Origin of the sequence: uncultured Pseudoxanthomonas sp., from assembly GCF_947498795.1 — a bacterium.
In the GTDB taxonomy this organism is placed as follows: Bacteria; Pseudomonadota; Gammaproteobacteria; order Xanthomonadales; family Xanthomonadaceae; genus Pseudoxanthomonas_A.
In genome coordinates this window covers 45,089-62,770 of the sequence record NZ_CANMLQ010000011.1, presented here as the reverse complement: position 1 = coordinate 62,770, position 17,682 = coordinate 45,089, and the positions used below count along the sequence as shown (strand labels likewise).

General features: G+C 63.3%; 12 protein-coding genes. 7 read left to right on the top strand and 5 right to left on the bottom strand.

Annotated features, from left to right (window positions below; genetic code table 11):
• The first annotated feature begins 29 nt into the window (after positions 1 to 29).
• Genes Q0907_RS17790 through Q0907_RS17780 form a run of 3 tightly spaced genes read left to right on the top strand, consistent with a single transcriptional unit; the run spans position 30 to position 5,973 of the window.
• Positions 30 to 1,334 carry a TolC family protein gene (locus tag Q0907_RS17790; protein ID WP_299347230.1) on the top strand — a complete coding sequence of 435 codons (1,305 nt, stop codon included), beginning with the start codon at positions 30 to 32 and terminating at the stop codon, positions 1,332 to 1,334.
• The gene (locus Q0907_RS17785; RefSeq protein WP_299347228.1) at positions 1,331 to 2,836 is read left to right on the top strand and encodes an efflux RND transporter periplasmic adaptor subunit; all 1,506 of its coding nucleotides are present in this window, start codon (positions 1,331 to 1,333) and stop codon (positions 2,834 to 2,836) included. The genes Q0907_RS17790 and Q0907_RS17785 overlap by 4 nt, the downstream gene beginning before the upstream one ends.
• Positions 2,833 to 5,973, top strand: a complete 3,141-nt coding sequence (locus Q0907_RS17780) for a CusA/CzcA family heavy metal efflux RND transporter (protein ID WP_185896198.1) — start codon at positions 2,833 to 2,835, stop codon at positions 5,971 to 5,973. Before Q0907_RS17785 ends, Q0907_RS17780 begins: the two co-directional genes overlap by 4 nt.
• A 200-nt stretch (positions 5,974 to 6,173) precedes the next feature.
• Here the strand turns inward: Q0907_RS17780 and Q0907_RS17775 are convergent, their stop codons facing one another.
• From Q0907_RS17775 to Q0907_RS17760, 4 genes are all read right to left on the bottom strand, one after another.
• Positions 6,174 to 8,000 carry a PepSY domain-containing protein gene (locus Q0907_RS17775; RefSeq protein ID WP_299347227.1) on the bottom strand — a complete coding sequence of 609 codons (1,827 nt, stop codon included), beginning with the start codon at positions 7,998 to 8,000 and terminating at the stop codon, positions 6,174 to 6,176.
• Entirely contained in the window at positions 7,997 to 8,704 is a 708-nt protein-coding gene (locus Q0907_RS17770; RefSeq protein ID WP_213605120.1) for a PepSY domain-containing protein, read from the bottom strand. Before Q0907_RS17770 ends, Q0907_RS17775 begins: the two co-directional genes overlap by 4 nt.
• Positions 8,705 to 8,754: 50 nt before the next feature.
• Positions 8,755 to 11,475, bottom strand: coding sequence for a TonB-dependent receptor (locus Q0907_RS17765; RefSeq protein ID WP_299347223.1), 2,721 nt, complete (start codon positions 11,473 to 11,475; stop codon positions 8,755 to 8,757).
• A 117-nt stretch (positions 11,476 to 11,592) separates the two neighbouring features.
• Positions 11,593 to 12,144 carry a CopL family metal-binding regulatory protein gene (locus Q0907_RS17760; RefSeq protein ID WP_299347221.1) on the bottom strand — a complete coding sequence of 184 codons (552 nt, stop codon included), beginning with the start codon at positions 12,142 to 12,144 and terminating at the stop codon, positions 11,593 to 11,595.
• On the opposite strand from Q0907_RS17760, the gene hutC reads away from it, so the two are divergent.
• From hutC to hutG, 4 genes are read left to right on the top strand one after another with little or no spacing between them, the layout of a single operon-like run.
• Complete coding sequence (hutC, locus tag Q0907_RS17755) at positions 12,143 to 12,868, top strand: histidine utilization repressor (protein WP_046932594.1); 726 nt, start codon at positions 12,143 to 12,145, stop codon at positions 12,866 to 12,868. The two genes, Q0907_RS17760 and hutC, sit on opposite strands and share 2 nt — an antisense overlap.
• 16 nt (positions 12,869 to 12,884) lie before the next feature.
• Positions 12,885 to 14,567 carry a urocanate hydratase gene (gene hutU / locus Q0907_RS17750; RefSeq protein WP_221893589.1) on the top strand — a complete coding sequence of 561 codons (1,683 nt, stop codon included), beginning with the start codon at positions 12,885 to 12,887 and terminating at the stop codon, positions 14,565 to 14,567.
• Positions 14,564 to 16,102: a histidine ammonia-lyase gene (hutH, locus tag Q0907_RS17745; RefSeq protein WP_221893556.1), complete on the top strand. Its 1,539-nt coding sequence runs from the start codon at positions 14,564 to 14,566 to the stop codon at positions 16,100 to 16,102. The genes hutU and hutH overlap by 4 nt, the downstream gene beginning before the upstream one ends.
• Complete coding sequence (gene hutG, locus Q0907_RS17740; protein ID WP_299347217.1) at positions 16,099 to 17,061, top strand: formimidoylglutamase; 963 nt, start codon at positions 16,099 to 16,101, stop codon at positions 17,059 to 17,061. Before hutH ends, hutG begins: the two co-directional genes overlap by 4 nt.
• Here the strand turns inward: hutG and Q0907_RS17735 are convergent.
• Positions 17,058 to 17,609 (bottom strand): DUF305 domain-containing protein, encoded by a 552-nt coding sequence (locus Q0907_RS17735; RefSeq protein ID WP_056878747.1) that lies wholly within the window; start codon positions 17,607 to 17,609, stop codon positions 17,058 to 17,060. The two genes, hutG and Q0907_RS17735, sit on opposite strands and share 4 nt — an antisense overlap.
• Between the last annotated feature and the right edge of the window lie 73 nt (positions 17,610 to 17,682).

Below are 17,682 nucleotides of genomic sequence, written 5' to 3'. Positions count from 1 at the left end.
GCGCTCGTTGTCGTTTGTCCGGAGGTCTTATGGAGATGTCTTTCTTCTTGCGTGCAAATCGCAGGATCGCGTGTGTGTTCGTGTTTGCCCTGGCGCTCAGTGGTCCTGTGGTGGCAGCACCGCCAGCTATCCCGATCAGTTACACCGAAGCCCTACAACGGGCGCTTGCTAACGCCCCTACCCTGCAGGTGCGCCGATCCCAGATCGATGCCAGTACCGAAGAAGCTGCGCGTGCCGGCGCGCTGCCCGACCCACGTTTGAGCGTGGGGCTGGCGAACTGGCCCGTCAGCGGACCCGATGCCTTCAGCATGCGGGCCGATGAGATGACCACCCAGCAAGTCGGGCTGATGCAGGAGTTTCCTGCGCGTGCGAAACGACGTGCTGAGCAAGCGCTGGCGCAAGCGACGGTGACGCAAGCGCGCTCACTGTCGTTGGCCGAACAGCAGATGGTGACCCAGGCAGCTGCGCAGGCCTGGATCGAGCTGTGGAGTACCCAGCAAGCCGTAGATGCGTTGGAGGGTTTGCGCGAGCCGGCGCGCATCGCCGAGCGTGCGGCGCGTGCGCGGCTGGCAGGCGGCACGGCCGGGGCCAGCGACGTGCTTGCCGCCCAGGCCGCGCTACTGCAGTTGGATGATCGCCTCGAACAGATACGTGCGGAGCGCGCCGCGGCACGGGCCGGTCTGGCGCGATGGTTGGGTATCTCACCTGAAACGGTACGGGCCAGCGGTCCGGCCCCGGATTTCTCGCGGTTGCCACTTGAGCCCACCCAATTGCTGGCCAAGCTGGACCAACACGCGCCCCTACTGGGCTGGGAGGCGCGTCAGGACGTTGCCCAGGCCCAGGTGGATGCGGCGGTTGCCCAGACCCGCCCGGATTGGAGTGTGGAGCTCACCTACGGACGTCGCGAGCGCGCACCCGACGGCATGGCGCGCAGCGACATGCTCATGGTGGAAGTGGGTGTGGGCCTACCGCTGTTCCAGAAGAACCGCCAAGCACGAGGCATCGCGGCACGGCGGGCCGAGCTGGAGGCGGTGTCCGCAGAGCGCGATGAGGCCCGGCGCATCCAAGCCGAGTCGGTGCAACGCGCGATAGCGCGATGGCGCGGGTTAACCGGCCAGTTGGAGCGTCAGAACACGCAGAGCCTGCCTTTGGCGCGCGATCGCGCACGCACGGCGTTGGCCGCCTACGGCGCCGGTGCCGACCTGCAGCCGTGGCTGGAAGCGCGGCGCGATGAGATCGAATTGCAACTGGAGAACGCCCGTGTGCTGGGCGAACAGGGCCGTGCCTGGGCGGCACTGGCCTATCTGCTGCCCCATGAGGAGAACACGCCATGAGCCCGACCAAAACGCGTCTCACACAGCTCGCCGTGGCCCTCGGGTTGCTGGCGCTCGGCTTTGCCGGCGGCTACGCCTGGATGACTCGAACCTCTGATACCACCCCGCCCACCGGCACGAGCGGCGCAGATCAAGCACGGAAGGTGCTGTACTGGTACGACCCCATGGCGCCGGAGCAGCGATTCGACAAGCCGGGCAAATCTCCGTTCATGGATATGGAGTTGCTGCCCAAATACGCAGATGAGGCCATGGCGGGCGGAACGCAGATCGATCCGCGCCTGCAGCAGAACGTGGGCATACGCACTCAGGAAGTGACGGTAGAGTCACTAGGGACTGCCGTACGCGTGCCGGGCACACTGACGTGGGATCTGACCCAGGAAACCGTGGTCAGTGCGCGCATGGAAGGCTTGATCACCCACGTGCAGGTAAAGGCGCCGTTTACCGAGGTTCGTCGTGGTCAAGCGCTAGCCACCGTGCAGGCCCCGGCATGGAACGCTGCCATCGCCGAAGCACATGCCCTGAGCCAAGCTCAGTCCGCGGGCGCGCGTGAGCTACAGGGTGCGGCGCAACAACGGTTGCGTTCGTTGGGTGTTCCTTCTGGCGCCTCGGCCAGAAGTGGCGTCGTGCTTGGCGCAGACCACAGTGGTGTCGTGACCGAGATACTGGCACGCGAAGGGCAGACGGTGATGCCCGGTACGCCACTGTTCAAGATCAATGGGCTGGACACGCTGTGGCTGGAGGCCTCGGTGCCCCAGGCAGCGCTGGGCACCTTGCGGCCGGGGACCTCAGTGCAGGCCACGGTCAGTGCCTGGCCGGCAGAGCGCTTTGTCGGACAGATCCAGGCGTTGCTTCCCCAGGTCGACATGGCTAGTCGTACGCAGCGGGCGCGAATTGTGCTGCGCAACCCGCAGCGTCGGCTGGTGCCGGGCATGTTCGCCGAGGTTCTGGTGCAGCCCGATGCCGAGCAGGCCCTGCCAGTCGTTCCCACGGAGGCGCTGATCGCCACCGGGCGGGACAGCCGGGTCATCGTGCAGGATCCGGACGGGAGCTTCCGGCCGGTGCGGGTGAGTGTCGGACGTAGCGTGCAAGGGCGCACGCAGATCGTGGCAGGCCTGGCCGGTGGTGAACGCGTGGTCGTCTCGGGTCAGTTCCTGCTCGACTCTGAAGCCAGTCTCTCCGGTGCGTTGGAGCGCCTAGGCGCTGCACAACCGACAAGCGCATCAGGTGTGCACGAGCGCCATGACGCCGGGCACGACCCTCGCACTGTCGTGCCGTCACCGTCCAGACAGCCTGCGCCTGTCGCGCCAGGGACCTCCACCTCTACGCCGGCGCGCTGCCCGGTGCAGTACTGGTATGACCCGATGGTGCCGGAGAAGCATTTCGACAAGCCGGGCAAGTCACCGTTGATGGATATGCAGTTGGTACCTAAGTTCGGCCCCGCCGCAGCCGCTGATTGCCAGGCAAGCGACGTCATGTCCGAAGCGATGGAGAGCACACCATGATCGCGCGCCTGATCCATGCTTGCATCGCCAATCGCGTGCTGGTGCTGGTTGCCGCCGCGCTGCTGGCGGTGGTCGGTATCTGGTCGGTAAAGAACACGCCGCTGGATGCGCTGCCGGACCTGTCGGATACCCAGGTCATCATCCGCACGCAATGGGCGGGGCAAACCCCGCGCATCATCGAAGACCAAGTGACCTACCCGTTGGCCACCACGATGTTGTCCGTCCCGGGCGTGAAGGCGGTACGCGGCTTCTCCTTCTTCGGTGATTCGTTCGTCTACATCCTGTTTGACGATGCCACTGATCTTTACTGGGCGCGCTCTCGAGTGCTCGAGTACTTGAGTCAGGTACGCGATCGACTTCCGCCGAATGTGAATCCGGCGCTGGGTCCTGATGCGACAGGACTGGGCTGGATCTACCAGTACGCCTTGGTGGATCGGACCGGTCAACGTGATGTGGGGCAGCTGCGTGCGTTGCAGGACTGGTTTCTTCGTTATGAGCTAAAAACCGTGCCGGACGTGGCTGAAGTAGCCAGTGTGGGCGGTGCGGTGCGCGCCTGGCAGATCCAGCCCGATCCGCAGGCGTTGGCGGCCCGTGGACTGACGGTGGCCGAGCTCATCGAGGCGGTGGATGCGGCCAACGGCGCTACCGGGGGCTCGGTGATCGAACAAGGCGAAGCCGAACTGATGGTGCGCAGCGAAGGCTACCTGCGCACACAGGAGGCGTTCGAACAGGTGCCAGTAACCGGAAACGACGGCATCCCCGTCTTGCTCGGTGAGGTGGCCACGATCAGTCGGGGGCCGGTCTTCCGTCGTGGTATCGCAGAGTTGGATGGTCAAGGTGAGGTGGCCGGCGGCGTGATCGTCCTGCGCACCGGCAAGGATGCCTTGGGGGCCATCCGGAACGTCAAAGCGCGACTACAGGCGTTGCAATCCAGCTTGCCCGAGGGCGTGGAAGTGGTACCGGTGTACGACCGCTCCGAGCTGATCCAGGATGCGGTACGCAACCTCACCCACAAGCTTGGCGAAGAGTTCCTGGTCGTAGCGCTGGTATGCCTGCTGTTCCTGTGGCACCTACGCTCGGCGTTGGTGGCCGTCATCACCCTGCCCTTGGGTATCCTGGCGGCCTTCATCGTGATGCACGCCCAAGGGATCTCCGCAAACTTGCTGTCATTAGGCGGCATCGCCATCGCCATTGGTGCGATGGTCGATGCAGCGGTGGTGATGATCGAAAATGCACACAAGCACCTGGAGCACTGGCGGGAGGCGCACGGCCGGGAACCTCAGGGTGAGGAGCGCTGGCAGTTGATGGCCCGCTCGGCGGCCGAGGTTGGGCCGGCCCTGTTCGCCAGCTTGTTGGTCATCACCCTGTCCTTCGTGCCGGTCTTTGCCCTGCAGGCGCAGGAAGGGCGATTGTTCTCGCCCCTGGCCTACACCAAGACCTATGCGATGGCGGCCGCAGCAGGGTTGTCGGTGACCTTGATCCCCGTTCTGATGGGCTACCTGATCCGCGGCCGCATCCGCCCGGAACAGCAGAACCCCATCAATCGCATCCTGATCGCCGGATACCGGCCCATCCTGCTGTGGGTCCTCAAACATCCAGGTGTCACCTTACTGCTCAGCGGCCTGCTGCTGGTGCTCACGTTGATCCCCTTCAGCCGGCTGGGCAGTGAGTTCATGCCGCCCTTGGAAGAAGGCAGCCTGTTGTACATGCCCACGGCCCTGCCAGGCCTGTCCGCTGACAAGGCGCGCCAGTTGCTTCAGCTCTCGGGCCGGATGATCAAGACTGTACCGGAGGTCGAACACGTGTTCGGCAAGGCCGGCCGTGCCGAGAGTGCGACCGATCCGGCGCCTATCGAAATGTTTGAGACCACCGTGACCTTCAAGCCGCGGGATCAATGGCGCCCGGGCATGACCCCTCAGAAGCTACGCCAGGAGTTGGACGCAGCGGTCAAGATTCCCGGTCTGACCAACCTATGGGTCCCGCCCATTCGCAATCGCATCGACATGTTGGCCACCGGCATCAAAAGCCCGATTGGGATCAAAGTTTCCGGACCGGATGTGGAGCAGATCGAGCGCCTGAGCCAGCAGATCGAGCAGGTGGCCAAGACTGTGCCCGGCGTGAGTTCGGCACTGGCCGAACGCGTCACGGGTGGGCGCTATGTCGATGTACAGGTGCGCCCGGAAATCGCTGCACGTTACGGATTCACTCAAGGCCAACTCCAGCAACTGATTGCCACGGTCGTTGGCGGTGATCCGATCGGGGAAACGATCGAGGGGCGCGAACGCTATCCCATCGTCTTGCGCTACCCCCGTGACCAGCGTGACTCGTTGCAGGCCTTGCAGGATCTGCCGCTGATCGCGCCAGGCGGTGTGCAACTGACCTTGAGCCAGGTGGCGGAGCTGTCAATCAGCCCAGGCCCGCCGATGCTCAAGAGCGATAACGGCCGGTTGGTGGGCTACATCTACGTGGATGTGGCCGATCGCGACTTGGGATCGGTGGTCCAGGACCTGCAAGCCGCGGTGCAGACCCAGGTGAGTTTGCCTGCCGGCTATGGTGTGGCGTGGTCGGGGCAGTACGAGTATCTGCAACGGGCATTGGCACGCCTGCAATGGGTGGTGCCCGCGGCGTTGGCGATCATCTTCCTGGTCATCTGGATGGTGTTTCGCCGGCTTAGCGATGTATCCATCATCCTGCTCAGCTTGCCCTTGGCGTTGGTGGGCGGTTTCTGGTTGATCTGGGGGCTGGGCCATGCGATTTCGGTGGCCAGCATGATCGGATTCATCGCCCTGGGCGGCGTTGCGGCTGAGTTCGGCGTCATCATGCTGCTGTACCTGCGTCATGCCTGGGAGCAGCGCTTGGCCAGCGGTGCGCCGGAAGATGTGTCTACCCTGCAAGAGGCTATCTATGAAGGTGCCGTGCAGCGGGTACGCCCCAAGGCGATGACGGTGGCCGTCATCCTGGCCGGCTTGTTTCCGCTGTTCATCGGTGCCGGTGCCGGCTCGGAAGTCATGCAACGTATCGCCGCGCCGATGCTGGGTGGCATGCTCACCGCACCGGTGCTTTCCATGGTGGTTATTCCCGCAGCGTTCTATCTGGTGCGGCGACGTGGATTGCGCGCGGGCCGGGGCAACCAATGAGCGGCAGACTGAGCACTTGAGGTCCGTCCCCACAAAAAGACGCCAGTCATGGAAGAAGGCATGACTGGCGTCAAAGGGGGAGAGTACCGCCTACGTGCTTATCAGTGCCCGGCGTGCGGGGAAATCTCAAAGCTGGGACGAGTGAGAGGGAAAAGTCCGGTACACGCGGCCCGCCGGTACGTTCGGCCGGCGGGGCTGCTTCAGATCTTGAAGTCATCGAAAGCCACCTGGCTGTCGGGTACACCCAGCCGAGTCAGCAACTCGCGTGTGGCCTTAAGCATGGCCGGCGGTCCGCACAGGTAGAACTCGCAATCGGCCAAGGCCTGATGGGCCTTGAGCAGGCGGTCATGCGCTACCTCATGCACCAAGCCCCGCAATAGCGCATCGTTGTTCTGCGCTTCATCCGACAGTACCAGATGCCAGCTAAAGTTCTCGTGTTGCTGGGCCAGGCGCTCCATCTCCTCGATGTAGGGCGCTTCTTTGAGACTTCGGGCGCCATACCAGAAGTGGATTCGTTCACCGCCCTGCCCCGCCAACAGCGTCCGAATCATCGCGCGCAGCGGGGCCATGCCAGCGCCGCCGCCGATGAACACTTTCTCCCGTCCATGGGGCTTGAGCGCAAAGTCGCCGAAGGGGCCGCTGAAGCAGACCCGGTCCCCGGGCGAGAGCGTGTAGAGGTAGGTTGAGCCCCTGCCAGGAGGATGGCGCTTCTTGTCCGATCGTCCGGGACTGAAGCGGGCCAGCAAGGTCAGTCGCCCCTGTGCCTGATCGACAGGCAAGGCGAGCGAGTACGCCCGACGGACCGGTTCGCGGTTGACCAACTTCTCGGGCAGGTCCACGCCCGCCCACTCCTGATGGTGGTGCTCGGGCCTCACCAGCTTGTGGACCGGTACCTCGTAGTTGGGCACATGCACCTGCAAGTAAGCGCCAGGTTGATATTCCGGCCCGGGGTCCTCATCGGGCTTGAGCACGATCTCGCGCAGGAAAGGCGTCACCGCATTTACCTGCTCCACGGTGGCGCCATACTCGGTCCACAGGCTGGCCCCGCCAGCCACCTCGACATCGGTGTCTTCCGTCACAGCCAGGTTGCAGGCCAGGCGATAGCCCATCTTGACCTTGCTGGCCCCCAGGTGGGCGCGATCGGCCGCGGTGGCTTTGGGCGCCGCGCCGCGGAAGCGCACTTCGCACAGGCCGCAGCTCTGCCCTCCTCCGCAGTTGGACGGCAATTGCACGCCTTCGCGTGCCAGCGAGACGTAGACGTTGTCGCCTGCCGACGCCCGGACGGTACGCAGCCTTGTCCCATCCGGACCGAATACCGACAACTCGCGGGCCGGACGCCAGCGGCGCGGCACGAACTCGCTCCAATGGAAGCTGGCAAACAGCAGCCAGATGCCGGTCAGCGCCAACCACAGACCGCCGATTGCGGCGGTGATCACCAGCGGATTGTTGAAGTTCTTGCGCCCGGTGTAATCCATGATGTGCAGCATCCAGAACACATCGAACAGGCGCCAAGTCTTGTTGCGGTGGTAAAGCACCTCGCCCGTCTGGGCAGACAGGTACACCGTGGTGTCCTCGCCATCGTCGGTATCCACGCGCCACAGTCGGCCTTCGTGATCGCGTACCTCACCACTCCTCTCCAACAGGCGCGGCGCTTTCAACGTGCCAGGGCCGGTATAGGAGGCTTGCGCCAGCCGTGTGGCCCAGGCCGCGTCCAAGGCAATGGGTTGGCCGGACACGGCGTTGGCCAAGGTAATGCCCTGGGTATCGGCCAACTGATAGACCGGGGTATCCAGCAACCAGCCCGAACTGACGCGACTGATCTTCTTGTTTCTAGCCAGGAAGCTGGCCGGCGAGCGGGCATTGGTAGGCCACTCATGGGCCGCATGCTCGTGGGCCTGGAACGCATGGCCTTGCACCTGATCGTGATCCAGCCAGCTCATCATCACGCCACTGGCCATCCAAAGCAGCAACTGCAGGCCGATGATCAAGCCGACCCATTTGTGCAGCGTTCTCATCCAGGGCGTCATGCTGCGGCCCTCCTGCGAAAGCTGTAGAACAGCAACCATGCGCCACTGAGCACGAACACCAAGCCAACCGCCGAGGCCACGCGCAACAAGGTGTTGTTGACGTCCGAACGGGCTTCGTAATCCATGATGTGGAACATCCACAGGAAATCGAACCAGCGCCACAGGCTGTGCCGCCGCGCCAGCAACTCGCCGCTGTAGGGCGAGAAATACAGGGTGGTTTCACCGGCATCGGCGTAGTGCACCGCCCACATGGGAACCGGGCGGGTGGCCACTTCTTGCGGTGCCTGGGTGACCCACTCGACCCGAGCTACGGGTGCCTGGCCCTGATAGACATCTTTCGCCAAGGCGATCGCCATCTGCTGATCGCCCGGGGAGAGCACCTCACCTGTTGTGGCGTCCAGCAAGTACACCTGATCGCGGGCATGGATCTCGTAGACATCCCGCTCAAGCAATCGCTTGAGCTTGACCTGCGTCATGCCCGGGTAGCGCCGCTGCAGTTCCTCACCGGACAAGTGGGTGGGTGCCACCAGCGGCTGCTGATGGGCATGGGCCAAGTGATCGCCATGGATGATATCCAGGGAGATGACCGTCATGTACACGCCACTGATCATCCACAGCAGCGCTTGCACGCCGATGATCAGGCCAATCCATTTGTGGGCCTTGCGTGCCCAGAAAGCCGATTTCATAGTGATCTCGTTCGACAAGAGGACAACGCCTGCTCCCGTCACCAGGACGGGAGCAGGCCAAGCAGGTCTTACCAGTGGTAACCCACGCGGGCGTACCAACGACGACCCAGCAGGTCATATGTCATCGTGTCGGTATTGGCGTCGGCGTAGCTCTGGATGAACGGCGCTTTCTTGTCGTACAGGTTGTCGATGCCGAAGGACACATCGAAGGTCTTGCCCGGTGCGTACTTGAGCTGGACATTGTGGTAAGTCACGCTGGGGGCGTGATCGCCAATGTCGCCGGGGCTGGCATTGATGTCATCGGCCTTGCCAATGTACTGCAGGCTGTAGGAGCCGGACCACGCTTCGCGCTCCATCGTCAGCGAAGTCAATGCGCGCCAGTGGGTAAAGCTGCCACGGCCGCCGGTGATCTTGCCGGCGTACTCGATCACATCCGCCCCTGGGAACGGACGCACGTCGTACTGATCCAGATAGGACACATCCACGCTCAGAGTGGAGTCGAAGCCTGCCACTGCGAATTCATACAGGCCTCCCAGATCGATGCCGCGAACACGCTCGTTGGCCGCATTGACCGGCTGGGACGACAGGAAGTCCACTTCACCGGTGATCGGATTGCGGGTGAAGTTGTCATTGCCGCAGAACGGATGCGCCAGGCCCGGGGTGTTGTAGCAGATCGAGAGCTTGGTTGAGCCATCGATACGCTGGATCGCGTTGTCGATCTTGATGTTGAAGTAGTCCACCGTCAGCGTCAGTCCCGGCAGGAAGCTCGGGGTCCAGACCGCACCCACGGTCAGGGACTTGGCATCTTCCGGCTCCAGGTTAGGATTGCCGCCAGAGGTGGTGAGGATCGTGTTGCCCGGCTGCACGTAACCTGCCGGCACACCGTACGACTGGCAGTTTTGACGCACTACCGAATCAGCCGGCAAGCTACTCCAGCCGCTACAGGGATCGGTCGTGGTCAGGTTGCCTTCGGCCACGCCGCCAAACAACTCGGGGATGTTGGGGATGCGGAAAGCCGTGGCGTAGTTGGCGCGCACTTTCAAGGACGGCACGATCTGCCAATCCAGGCCTACCTTGTAGTTCACGTCTTCCCCGAACAGGTCGTAGTCGGAGTAGCGCACGGCGGCATTGAGCGTCAGGCTCTCGGCGATCACGCTGTCCTGCAGCAGCGGCACGGCAAACTCGGCGAAGGCTTCCTTGGCCGTGTACTCACCGGCGATCGGATCCTGTTGGTTCGTGTTGGCGATGCCCAGCACCGTCAGCGGATCGGGATCACGCCAACCACGCTCTTTGCGGACCTCGATGCCCGAGGCAAAGCCCACCCAGCCGGCCGGCATCTCGAAGAGCTGGCCGCTGATGTTGGCCGTGAAGCTCTTCTGGTCGTTGCCGCCGTTGTCGCGCGTCCTGAAAAGGATGTAGTTGAGGACCTCGGGGGTCAGATCGCCGTAGCCGAGGTAGTCACCGCACGGAATCGCGGCACCGGGGGTGTTGCTGCACAGCGCGGTGTTGAGCGTGTCATCCACCCGGTCCAGATTGGCCACATTGGTCGAGCCATCCACACCGGTGTTGCGGCCCCAGTTCAGCGCGGCCGACCAGTCCCAGTTCATGCCGAGTTGGCCTTCGATGCCCGCGACCACGCGGAAGGTATTGGTTTCCTGGAAGAACTCGCGCGGACCGGCCTCTTCCAGACGGCGGCGCTGCAGCAGCAGGTCCTGTCCGGTCGGATTGGTCGGGTGACTGGCCGCAATGTTGATCGGGCGATAGACACCCAAGCTGCCGGGCGTGGCCAACTGGTCGGACTGGCGGTTGGTGAACATCAACTCGGTGAACACGCGCGTGGTTTCATTCACCGTGCTGTCGCCGAACAGGCTGAAGCTCAAACGCTTGATCGGATTGACGGCATTGAGATAGGGATTGCCGTTGTAGTTATGTTTGGCTGCCGAATACGGTTCATAGAAATCCCCGTCACCATTGGGATCCTGATTGAAGTTCACGCGCGAGCCGTCGGCTAGCAATGCGCGACCACCGATGGTGGCCGAGCTGCCCACACATTCTAGTTGCCCGTCGACCTCACCCAAGCCGCACGGTGCGCGTGAGGCCATGTTGACCGTGCCGGTCTCCGAGTAGTTGATGCCGGCCATCAACGAGCCGCGGTCTGACGTAATGCCCCAGGCGAAATCGAACGACTTTTCTTCGCCATCACTTTCGAAGGTCTGTCCATAACGCACTGCCGCCTCGGCACCGTCGTAGTTCTTCTTGGTGATGATGTTCACCACGCCCGCCACGGCATCGGCACCGTAGATGGCTGAGGCACCATCCTTGAGGACCTCGATCCGCTCGATCAGCGCTACCGGGATGATGTTCAGGTCCACCGAGCTGTTGGCACCGGTGCCACCATTGACCACACGACGACCATTGAGCAGAACCAGCGTGCGGTTAATGCCCAGGCCGCGCAGATTGACCTGAGTAGTGCCGTAGCCGTTCTCGGCCCAGTAGGCGTTGGACTGGCTGCCGGCAAAGCCGGCCGACGCCGGCAGGCGCTGCAGCAGCGTCTCCACCGAAGTGGCGCCGGAGCGCTCGATGGCTTCGGCATCAACCACGCTGACCGGACCAACACCGGAGAGCTGCAGTCGCTTGATGTGGCTGCCGGTGACCTGGACGGTGTCCAGCGTCTTGGCCGACTCGCTCGTCGCGCCCTGTTCAGCCTGCTGAGCCAGAGCCACCGTAGAAAAACCGGCGCACAGAAGGGCACCGACGGATACCGCCAAAGGATTGCGCTTGAAGTACATGGGTTCTCTCTCCCCCGAAGGGCAATGCATGCGTATGACCCTGGTGCCCCAGACGTGGGGGCCTATGCGACATCAGGGCGTGCGTAGACGTCGCCAATCAATGGCGACCAAGCAGCATTAGCCGATGGGAGGTCGGAACAGCCGGGATACCTGTCGTCGCAGCGGCGGCAACTCAGGCGTAGGTAGGTAGGTGCTCGTCAGAGCGTGCTGGGCGGCAAAGATGACCGGCACACGCCCGGCGAAGAAGGTGAGCACACAGCTGCAGTCGCAGGAGGTGGTGCTGCAGTCGCACTGATGATCGTTCTGATCACCCTGCCCGGCTTGCTTGCCACCGGGAAGAATTTTGTTGCAATCGTTACTAATTTTGGCGCGTTCATTAACACGCGCACCGCCATGCACCGAGTGAGTGCCGTTCACTGTACCTGGCGGAGGAATGTGCCGCACGGTCATCCGCGTAGTGGCCTGCGCGCTCAGGATCCCATCCGCGCAGAGCACGAGGATCAGGAACATACGCAGTAGCACGCGAAGCGACGGCATGAGCGTGTGGCGAACCCGCAGGTTGTCTATACCACAGCAATAGCACGAGGAAATTCTTAGTGTCAACTGCTTGTGCAGCACAGCATCGAAAGTGGTTGGACTGGTTGTATAGACATGTAATGCTTGGGTCATGGACGAACCCAAGCCGCACTACCAGAAGCTCAAGCACTTCATCCTGCGTCACATCACCAACGGCGACTGGCCCGCGCGCAGTCGCGTCCCCAGCGAGAACGAACTGACGGCCAAGTTCGGCTTGTCTCGTATGACAGTGAATCGAGCGCTGCGCGAGTTGACCGATGCCGGCGTGCTGACCCGCGTGCAAGGTGTCGGTACGTTCGTCGCCGGACCCAAGGCCGAATCGGCGATGTTCGAGGTGCGCAACATTCGCGAAGAGATTCAGTCACGCGGCCAGACACACTCGGTCCAGGTGCTGATCTGCGAGACGGTCGAAGCGCGTTCCAGTGTGACGACCAACTTCGGCCTGACACCCGGCACGGAGCTGTTCCACAGCCGCTTGCTCCACCACAGCGATGACAAGCCAGTGCAGTTGGAGGATCGCTTCGTGCAACCCAGCGTGGCGCCGGACTACCTGGACATCGATTTCCACACCGAGATTCCGCACCAGTACCTGATGCGCGTTGCGCCGCTGGAGCGCGCCGAACATGTGATCGAAGCCGAGACGGCAAGCAAGCGTCTGGCCGCGCAACTGAAGATCAACGAAGGCGATCCGTTGCTGGTACTGACCCGACGTACGTGGTCGCGCGGACAGGTGGCCAGCTTCGTGCGGTTGATTCACCCGGCGTCTCGTTACCGCTTTGTGGGCACCTTCCAGGTTGGCGCCCCCCTGACTCCCTGAGGATTTGATGGATACCTTGGAACGCTCCGCTTCCCCTGCGCGCACCGTGCGCGCTCCGATCGGCACCCAGCTGCACTGCAAGAGCTGGCTGACCGAAGCGGCCTACCGCATGATCCAGAACAATCTGGACCCCGATGTCGCCGAGCGCCCGGAAGACTTGGTGGTCTACGGCGGCATCGGTCGTGCTGCACGCGACTGGAAAAGCTTTGACCGCATCTTGGAAACGTTGCGATCGCTTGAGGATGACGAATCACTGCTAGTTCAATCCGGCAAGCCCGTCGGCGTGTTCCGCACGCACCCCGATGCGCCACGCGTGTTGATCGCCAACTCCAACCTCGTACCCCATTGGGCGACCTGGGAACACTTCAACGAGCTCGATAAGAAGGGCTTGATGATGTACGGCCAGATGACGGCCGGCAGTTGGATCTACATCGGCAGCCAAGGCATCGTCCAGGGCACGTACGAGACCTTCGTGGAGTTGGGGCGCCAGCACTACGCTGGCAACTGGACGAACAAATGGATCCTCACCGCGGGGTTGGGCGGCATGGGCGGCGCGCAGGCGTTGGCGGCGACCTTGGCCGGGGCCAGCAGCATCGTGATCGAGTGCCAGGAGTCTCGGATCGATTTTCGTATCCGCACGCGCTACGTCGATCACAAGGCCTACTCCATCGATGAAGCCTTGCAGATCATCGAACACAGCCCGACGCCGGTATCGGTGGGCTTGCTGGGTAATGCGGCCGAACTGCTGCCGCAGTTCGTCGCGCGCGCGCGCAATGGAGGTCCCCGCCCTCACGCCGTGACCGATCAGACCTCAGCGCACGACCTGATCAATGGCTACCTGCCCGCCGGATGGACACTCTCACAGTGGGAACAGGCCCGCAGCGGTGACGATGGCCAACGTCGCGAGCTGGCGCAGGCTGCCGCGGCCTCGTGTGCCACGCATGTGCGCGCGATGCTCGATTTCCACGCCATGGGCGTGCCCACGATCGATTACGGCAATAACATCCGCCAGGTGGCGCTGGATCAGGGCGTGGACAATGCCTTTGCCTTCCCCGGATTCGTGCCCGCCTGTATCCGTCCGCTGTTCTGCCGCGGCATGGGCCCGTTCCGATGGGTGGCTTTGAGCGGGGATCCCGAAGACATCTACAAGACCGATGCCAAGGTCAAAGAACTGTTTCCCGACAACACGCATCTTCACCACTGGCTGGACCAGGCCCGTGAGCGCATCGCCTTCCAAGGTTTGCCTGCACGGATCTGTTGGCTTGGGTTGGGCGAGCGCCACAAGGCCGCGCTGGCCTTCAACGAAATGGTGCGCACCGGCGAGCTCAAGGCACCGATCGTCATCGGACGCGATCACCTGGACTGCGGTTCGGTCGCCAGCCCCAACCGTGAAACCGAAGGCATGCGCGATGGCTCCGATGCGGTCTCGGACTGGCCGCTGCTCAACGCGCTGCTAGCCACCAGTGGCGGTGCCACCTGGGTGAGCCTGCATCATGGCGGCGGCGTCGGCATGGGCTTCTCGCAACACTCAGGCGTGGTCATCGTCTGCGATGGCACCGAGCAAGCCGACCGCCGGTTGGCGCGTGTGCTGTGGAACGACCCGGCCACGGGCGTGATGCGCCACGCCGATGCGGGCTACGAGCAAGCACTGGCCTGTGCCCGAGAGCATGGCCTGACCCTGCCGGCCATTTTGGAGTGAATCGCATGCTCACCCTGACACCGGGCCAGTTGTCGTTGGCCCAGCTGCGGCAGATCGCGCAAGGGGCTGATCCCATCGCCCTGGACGCAGATTGCTGGGACAACGTCCGCGCCTCTTCGCAGGCCGTGCAGGCCATCGTGGCCGCTGGCGAGCCGGCCTACGGCATCAACACCGGCTTCGGCAAACTGGCCAAGGTCCACATCCCACGCGAGCAACTGGAACAGTTGCAGACCAATCTGGTGCGCTCGCACGCCGTGGGCATGGGGTCATTGCTCGACGATGCCTGCGTGCGCCTGATCTTCGCCACCAAGATCGCTTCTCTGGCGCGTGGCTACTCGGGTGTGCGCGAGCAGACGCTGACCACCCTGATCGCGATCTACAACGCCCGAATCTGGCCCTGTATTCCCGCCCAGGGTTCGGTCGGTGCATCCGGTGATCTGGCCCCCTTAGCGCATCTGACCTTGGCGGCTATGGGCGAAGGCCAAGTACGCGTCAACGGGCAGATCCTGTCGGCCAGCCAGGCCCTGCAAGACGCCGGGATCGCTCCTATCCGACTGGCGGCCAAGGAAGGGCTGGCATTGCTCAATGGCACCCAAGTGTCCACGGGCATTGCGCTCATGGCGCTGTTTGCCGCCGAACAAGTCTATGCGGCTGCCGTGCTAACGGGCGCGATGAGCGTGGATGCGGCGTGCGGCTCCGATGCCCCTTTCGATCCGCGTATCCATGCCGTGCGTGGCCAGCCCGGCCAGATAGCGGTGGCCGCTCACTACCAGCGACTGTTGGCCGGCAGTGCCATTCGCCAATCGCACCTCCGCAACGACACTCGCGTGCAAGACCCTTACAGCCTTCGGTGTCAGCCTCAGGTCATGGGCGCGGTGCGCGATGTCATGCAGCACGCCGCCCACGTGCTGCTGACCGAAGCCAACGCAGTCTCCGACAATCCGTTGGTATTCACCGACACCGGCGAAGTGATCTCCGGTGGTAACTTCCACGCCGAACCGGTGGCCTTTGCCGCGGACCAGCTGACGATGGCGGTGTCCGAGATTGGCGCGCTGTCGGAACGGCGCATCGCCTTGCTCATCGATGCCACGATCTCCGGCTTACCCGCTTTCCTGGTCGCCAATCCGGGCGTGAACTCCGGCTTCATGATCGCGCACGTGACCGCGGCCGCCCTGGCAAGTGAGAACAAGACCCTCTCCCACCCGGCCAGCGTGGACTCCCTGCCCACCTCGGCCAACCAGGAGGATCACGTCAGCATGGCGACCTTCGCCGCGCGCAAGTCGCGCGAGGTGGCCGACAACGTGCGCAGGATCGTGGCCATCGAGCTGCTCGCCGCTTGCCAAGGCATCGAGTTCAGGCGGCCACTGGCGTCTTCGCCGGCATTGGAAGCGGTGCATGCACAGGTGCGTAGCGAGGTCCCCCGCTACGATGAGGATCGCTATCTGGCCCCGGAAATGCAGGCGATGGAAGCCTTGATCGAGCGTGGCGGTCTGCGCCCGTTCCTGGACTGGCCGCTGCAGGATCTGCGCGCGTGAATCTGGCGTGGCGCGGACGCGTGGACCTGCCGGCGAGCACCGATACACAACGCTGGCACCAGGGCGTGGCCCAGGACCCGCGTCCTGGCGTGCCCGGCATTGCCATGCTGGGCTTTGCCAGCGATGAAGGGGTTCGTCGCAACGCCGGCCGACCGGGCGCTGCACAAGGGCCCGGTGCACTTCGCCACGCCTTGGCCAACCTGCCCGTGCTCCACTGCGTTCCGCTCTACGATGCGGGCGACATCACTTGCATGGATCAGGCATTGGAACTGGCACAGGCCCGCTACTCCCATCGAGCGCAGCAACTGCTGGATCAGGGACATTGGGTGATTGGTCTGGGCGGTGGGCACGAGATCGGCTATGCCAGCTACGCTGCATTGCGTGGTCACCTGGGTGCGTCTAAGGCTCGCATCGGGATCTTCAACTTCGATGCACACTTTGATCTGCGTGAGCAAGGCAGTCCGAGCTCGGGCACGCCCTTCCTGCAGGCACTGGAGCATGCCCGCAGCAGTGGCTCCCCGCTGCAGTATCACTGCATTGGTGTAAGTCGATCCGGCAACACACCGCGTCTATTCGCCACGGCCGAGCGCGAAGGCGCCCATTACCTCACCGATGACGTGCTGTGCACCTGGAACTGGCTGGCACAGGCTGAGGTGCTGCGTGCGTGGTGTGAGGCGGTTGACGTGATCTACCTGACGCTGTGCCTGGACGTGTTGCCGCAGGCTGTGGCCCCGGGCGTGAGTGCCCCCAACCCACGCGGAGTGAGTCTGGAGGTCCTGGAAGCCCTGCTGGATCTGGTCATGGCCTCGGGCAAGGTACGTGTGGTCGACGTGGCGGAACTGTGTCCGCCCTTGGATCCGGATCAGGCCACCGCACGTGTGGCCGCGCGTTTGATCCACCGCATGGTCAGTGCGCACGCTCAATGGGGTGATACCGGCTGGCAAAAGGCAGTGAGCTAGCGGGAGCGCTCAGCCAACAGTTGCTTCATCTGCGCGATCTCCTGTGTCTGCGAGGTGATGATGTCTTGGCAGAGCTTCACCAACTCAGGGTCCTTCAGGCGATTCTCCTCGCACATCAGGATGGCGCCAGCGTGGTGGGGAATCATCGAACGGATGAACTGCTTGTCAGTGACCGCTGCTTGCGTGCGAATTCCCCACCAGCAGAACAGCATGAACGCGAGCGTCAGAGCAGCCAGAATCAGATTGCGTCGACGATCGGGGTACATGCTGGACATGAGCCACAGCTCGATCAGCAGCATGGGAGCGGCCATCAGGCCCGCCATGTAGAACTGGTTGACGTTGTTATAGACGTTGGCCCACTGATCGACCATGGCGTACATCAAGGCGTACATGGCCACGAAAGACAGGCCCATCATCAACAACAGGCGGCCATAGTGGCCTTGATGCCCTTGCTGGGCCTGGTGGGCAGGTGGGTGCGAGGCGTGCGGCTTTGCGTGCCGGGACTGCGGGTCGTGCGCGTTTTCGTGCGTACCGTGCGAAGAGGTCATAACAATCTCCGTGGGAATGGCAGAACGGCAGAAGAACCTGGGAGCCGCTGATGCGGCTCCCAGGCCGACAACA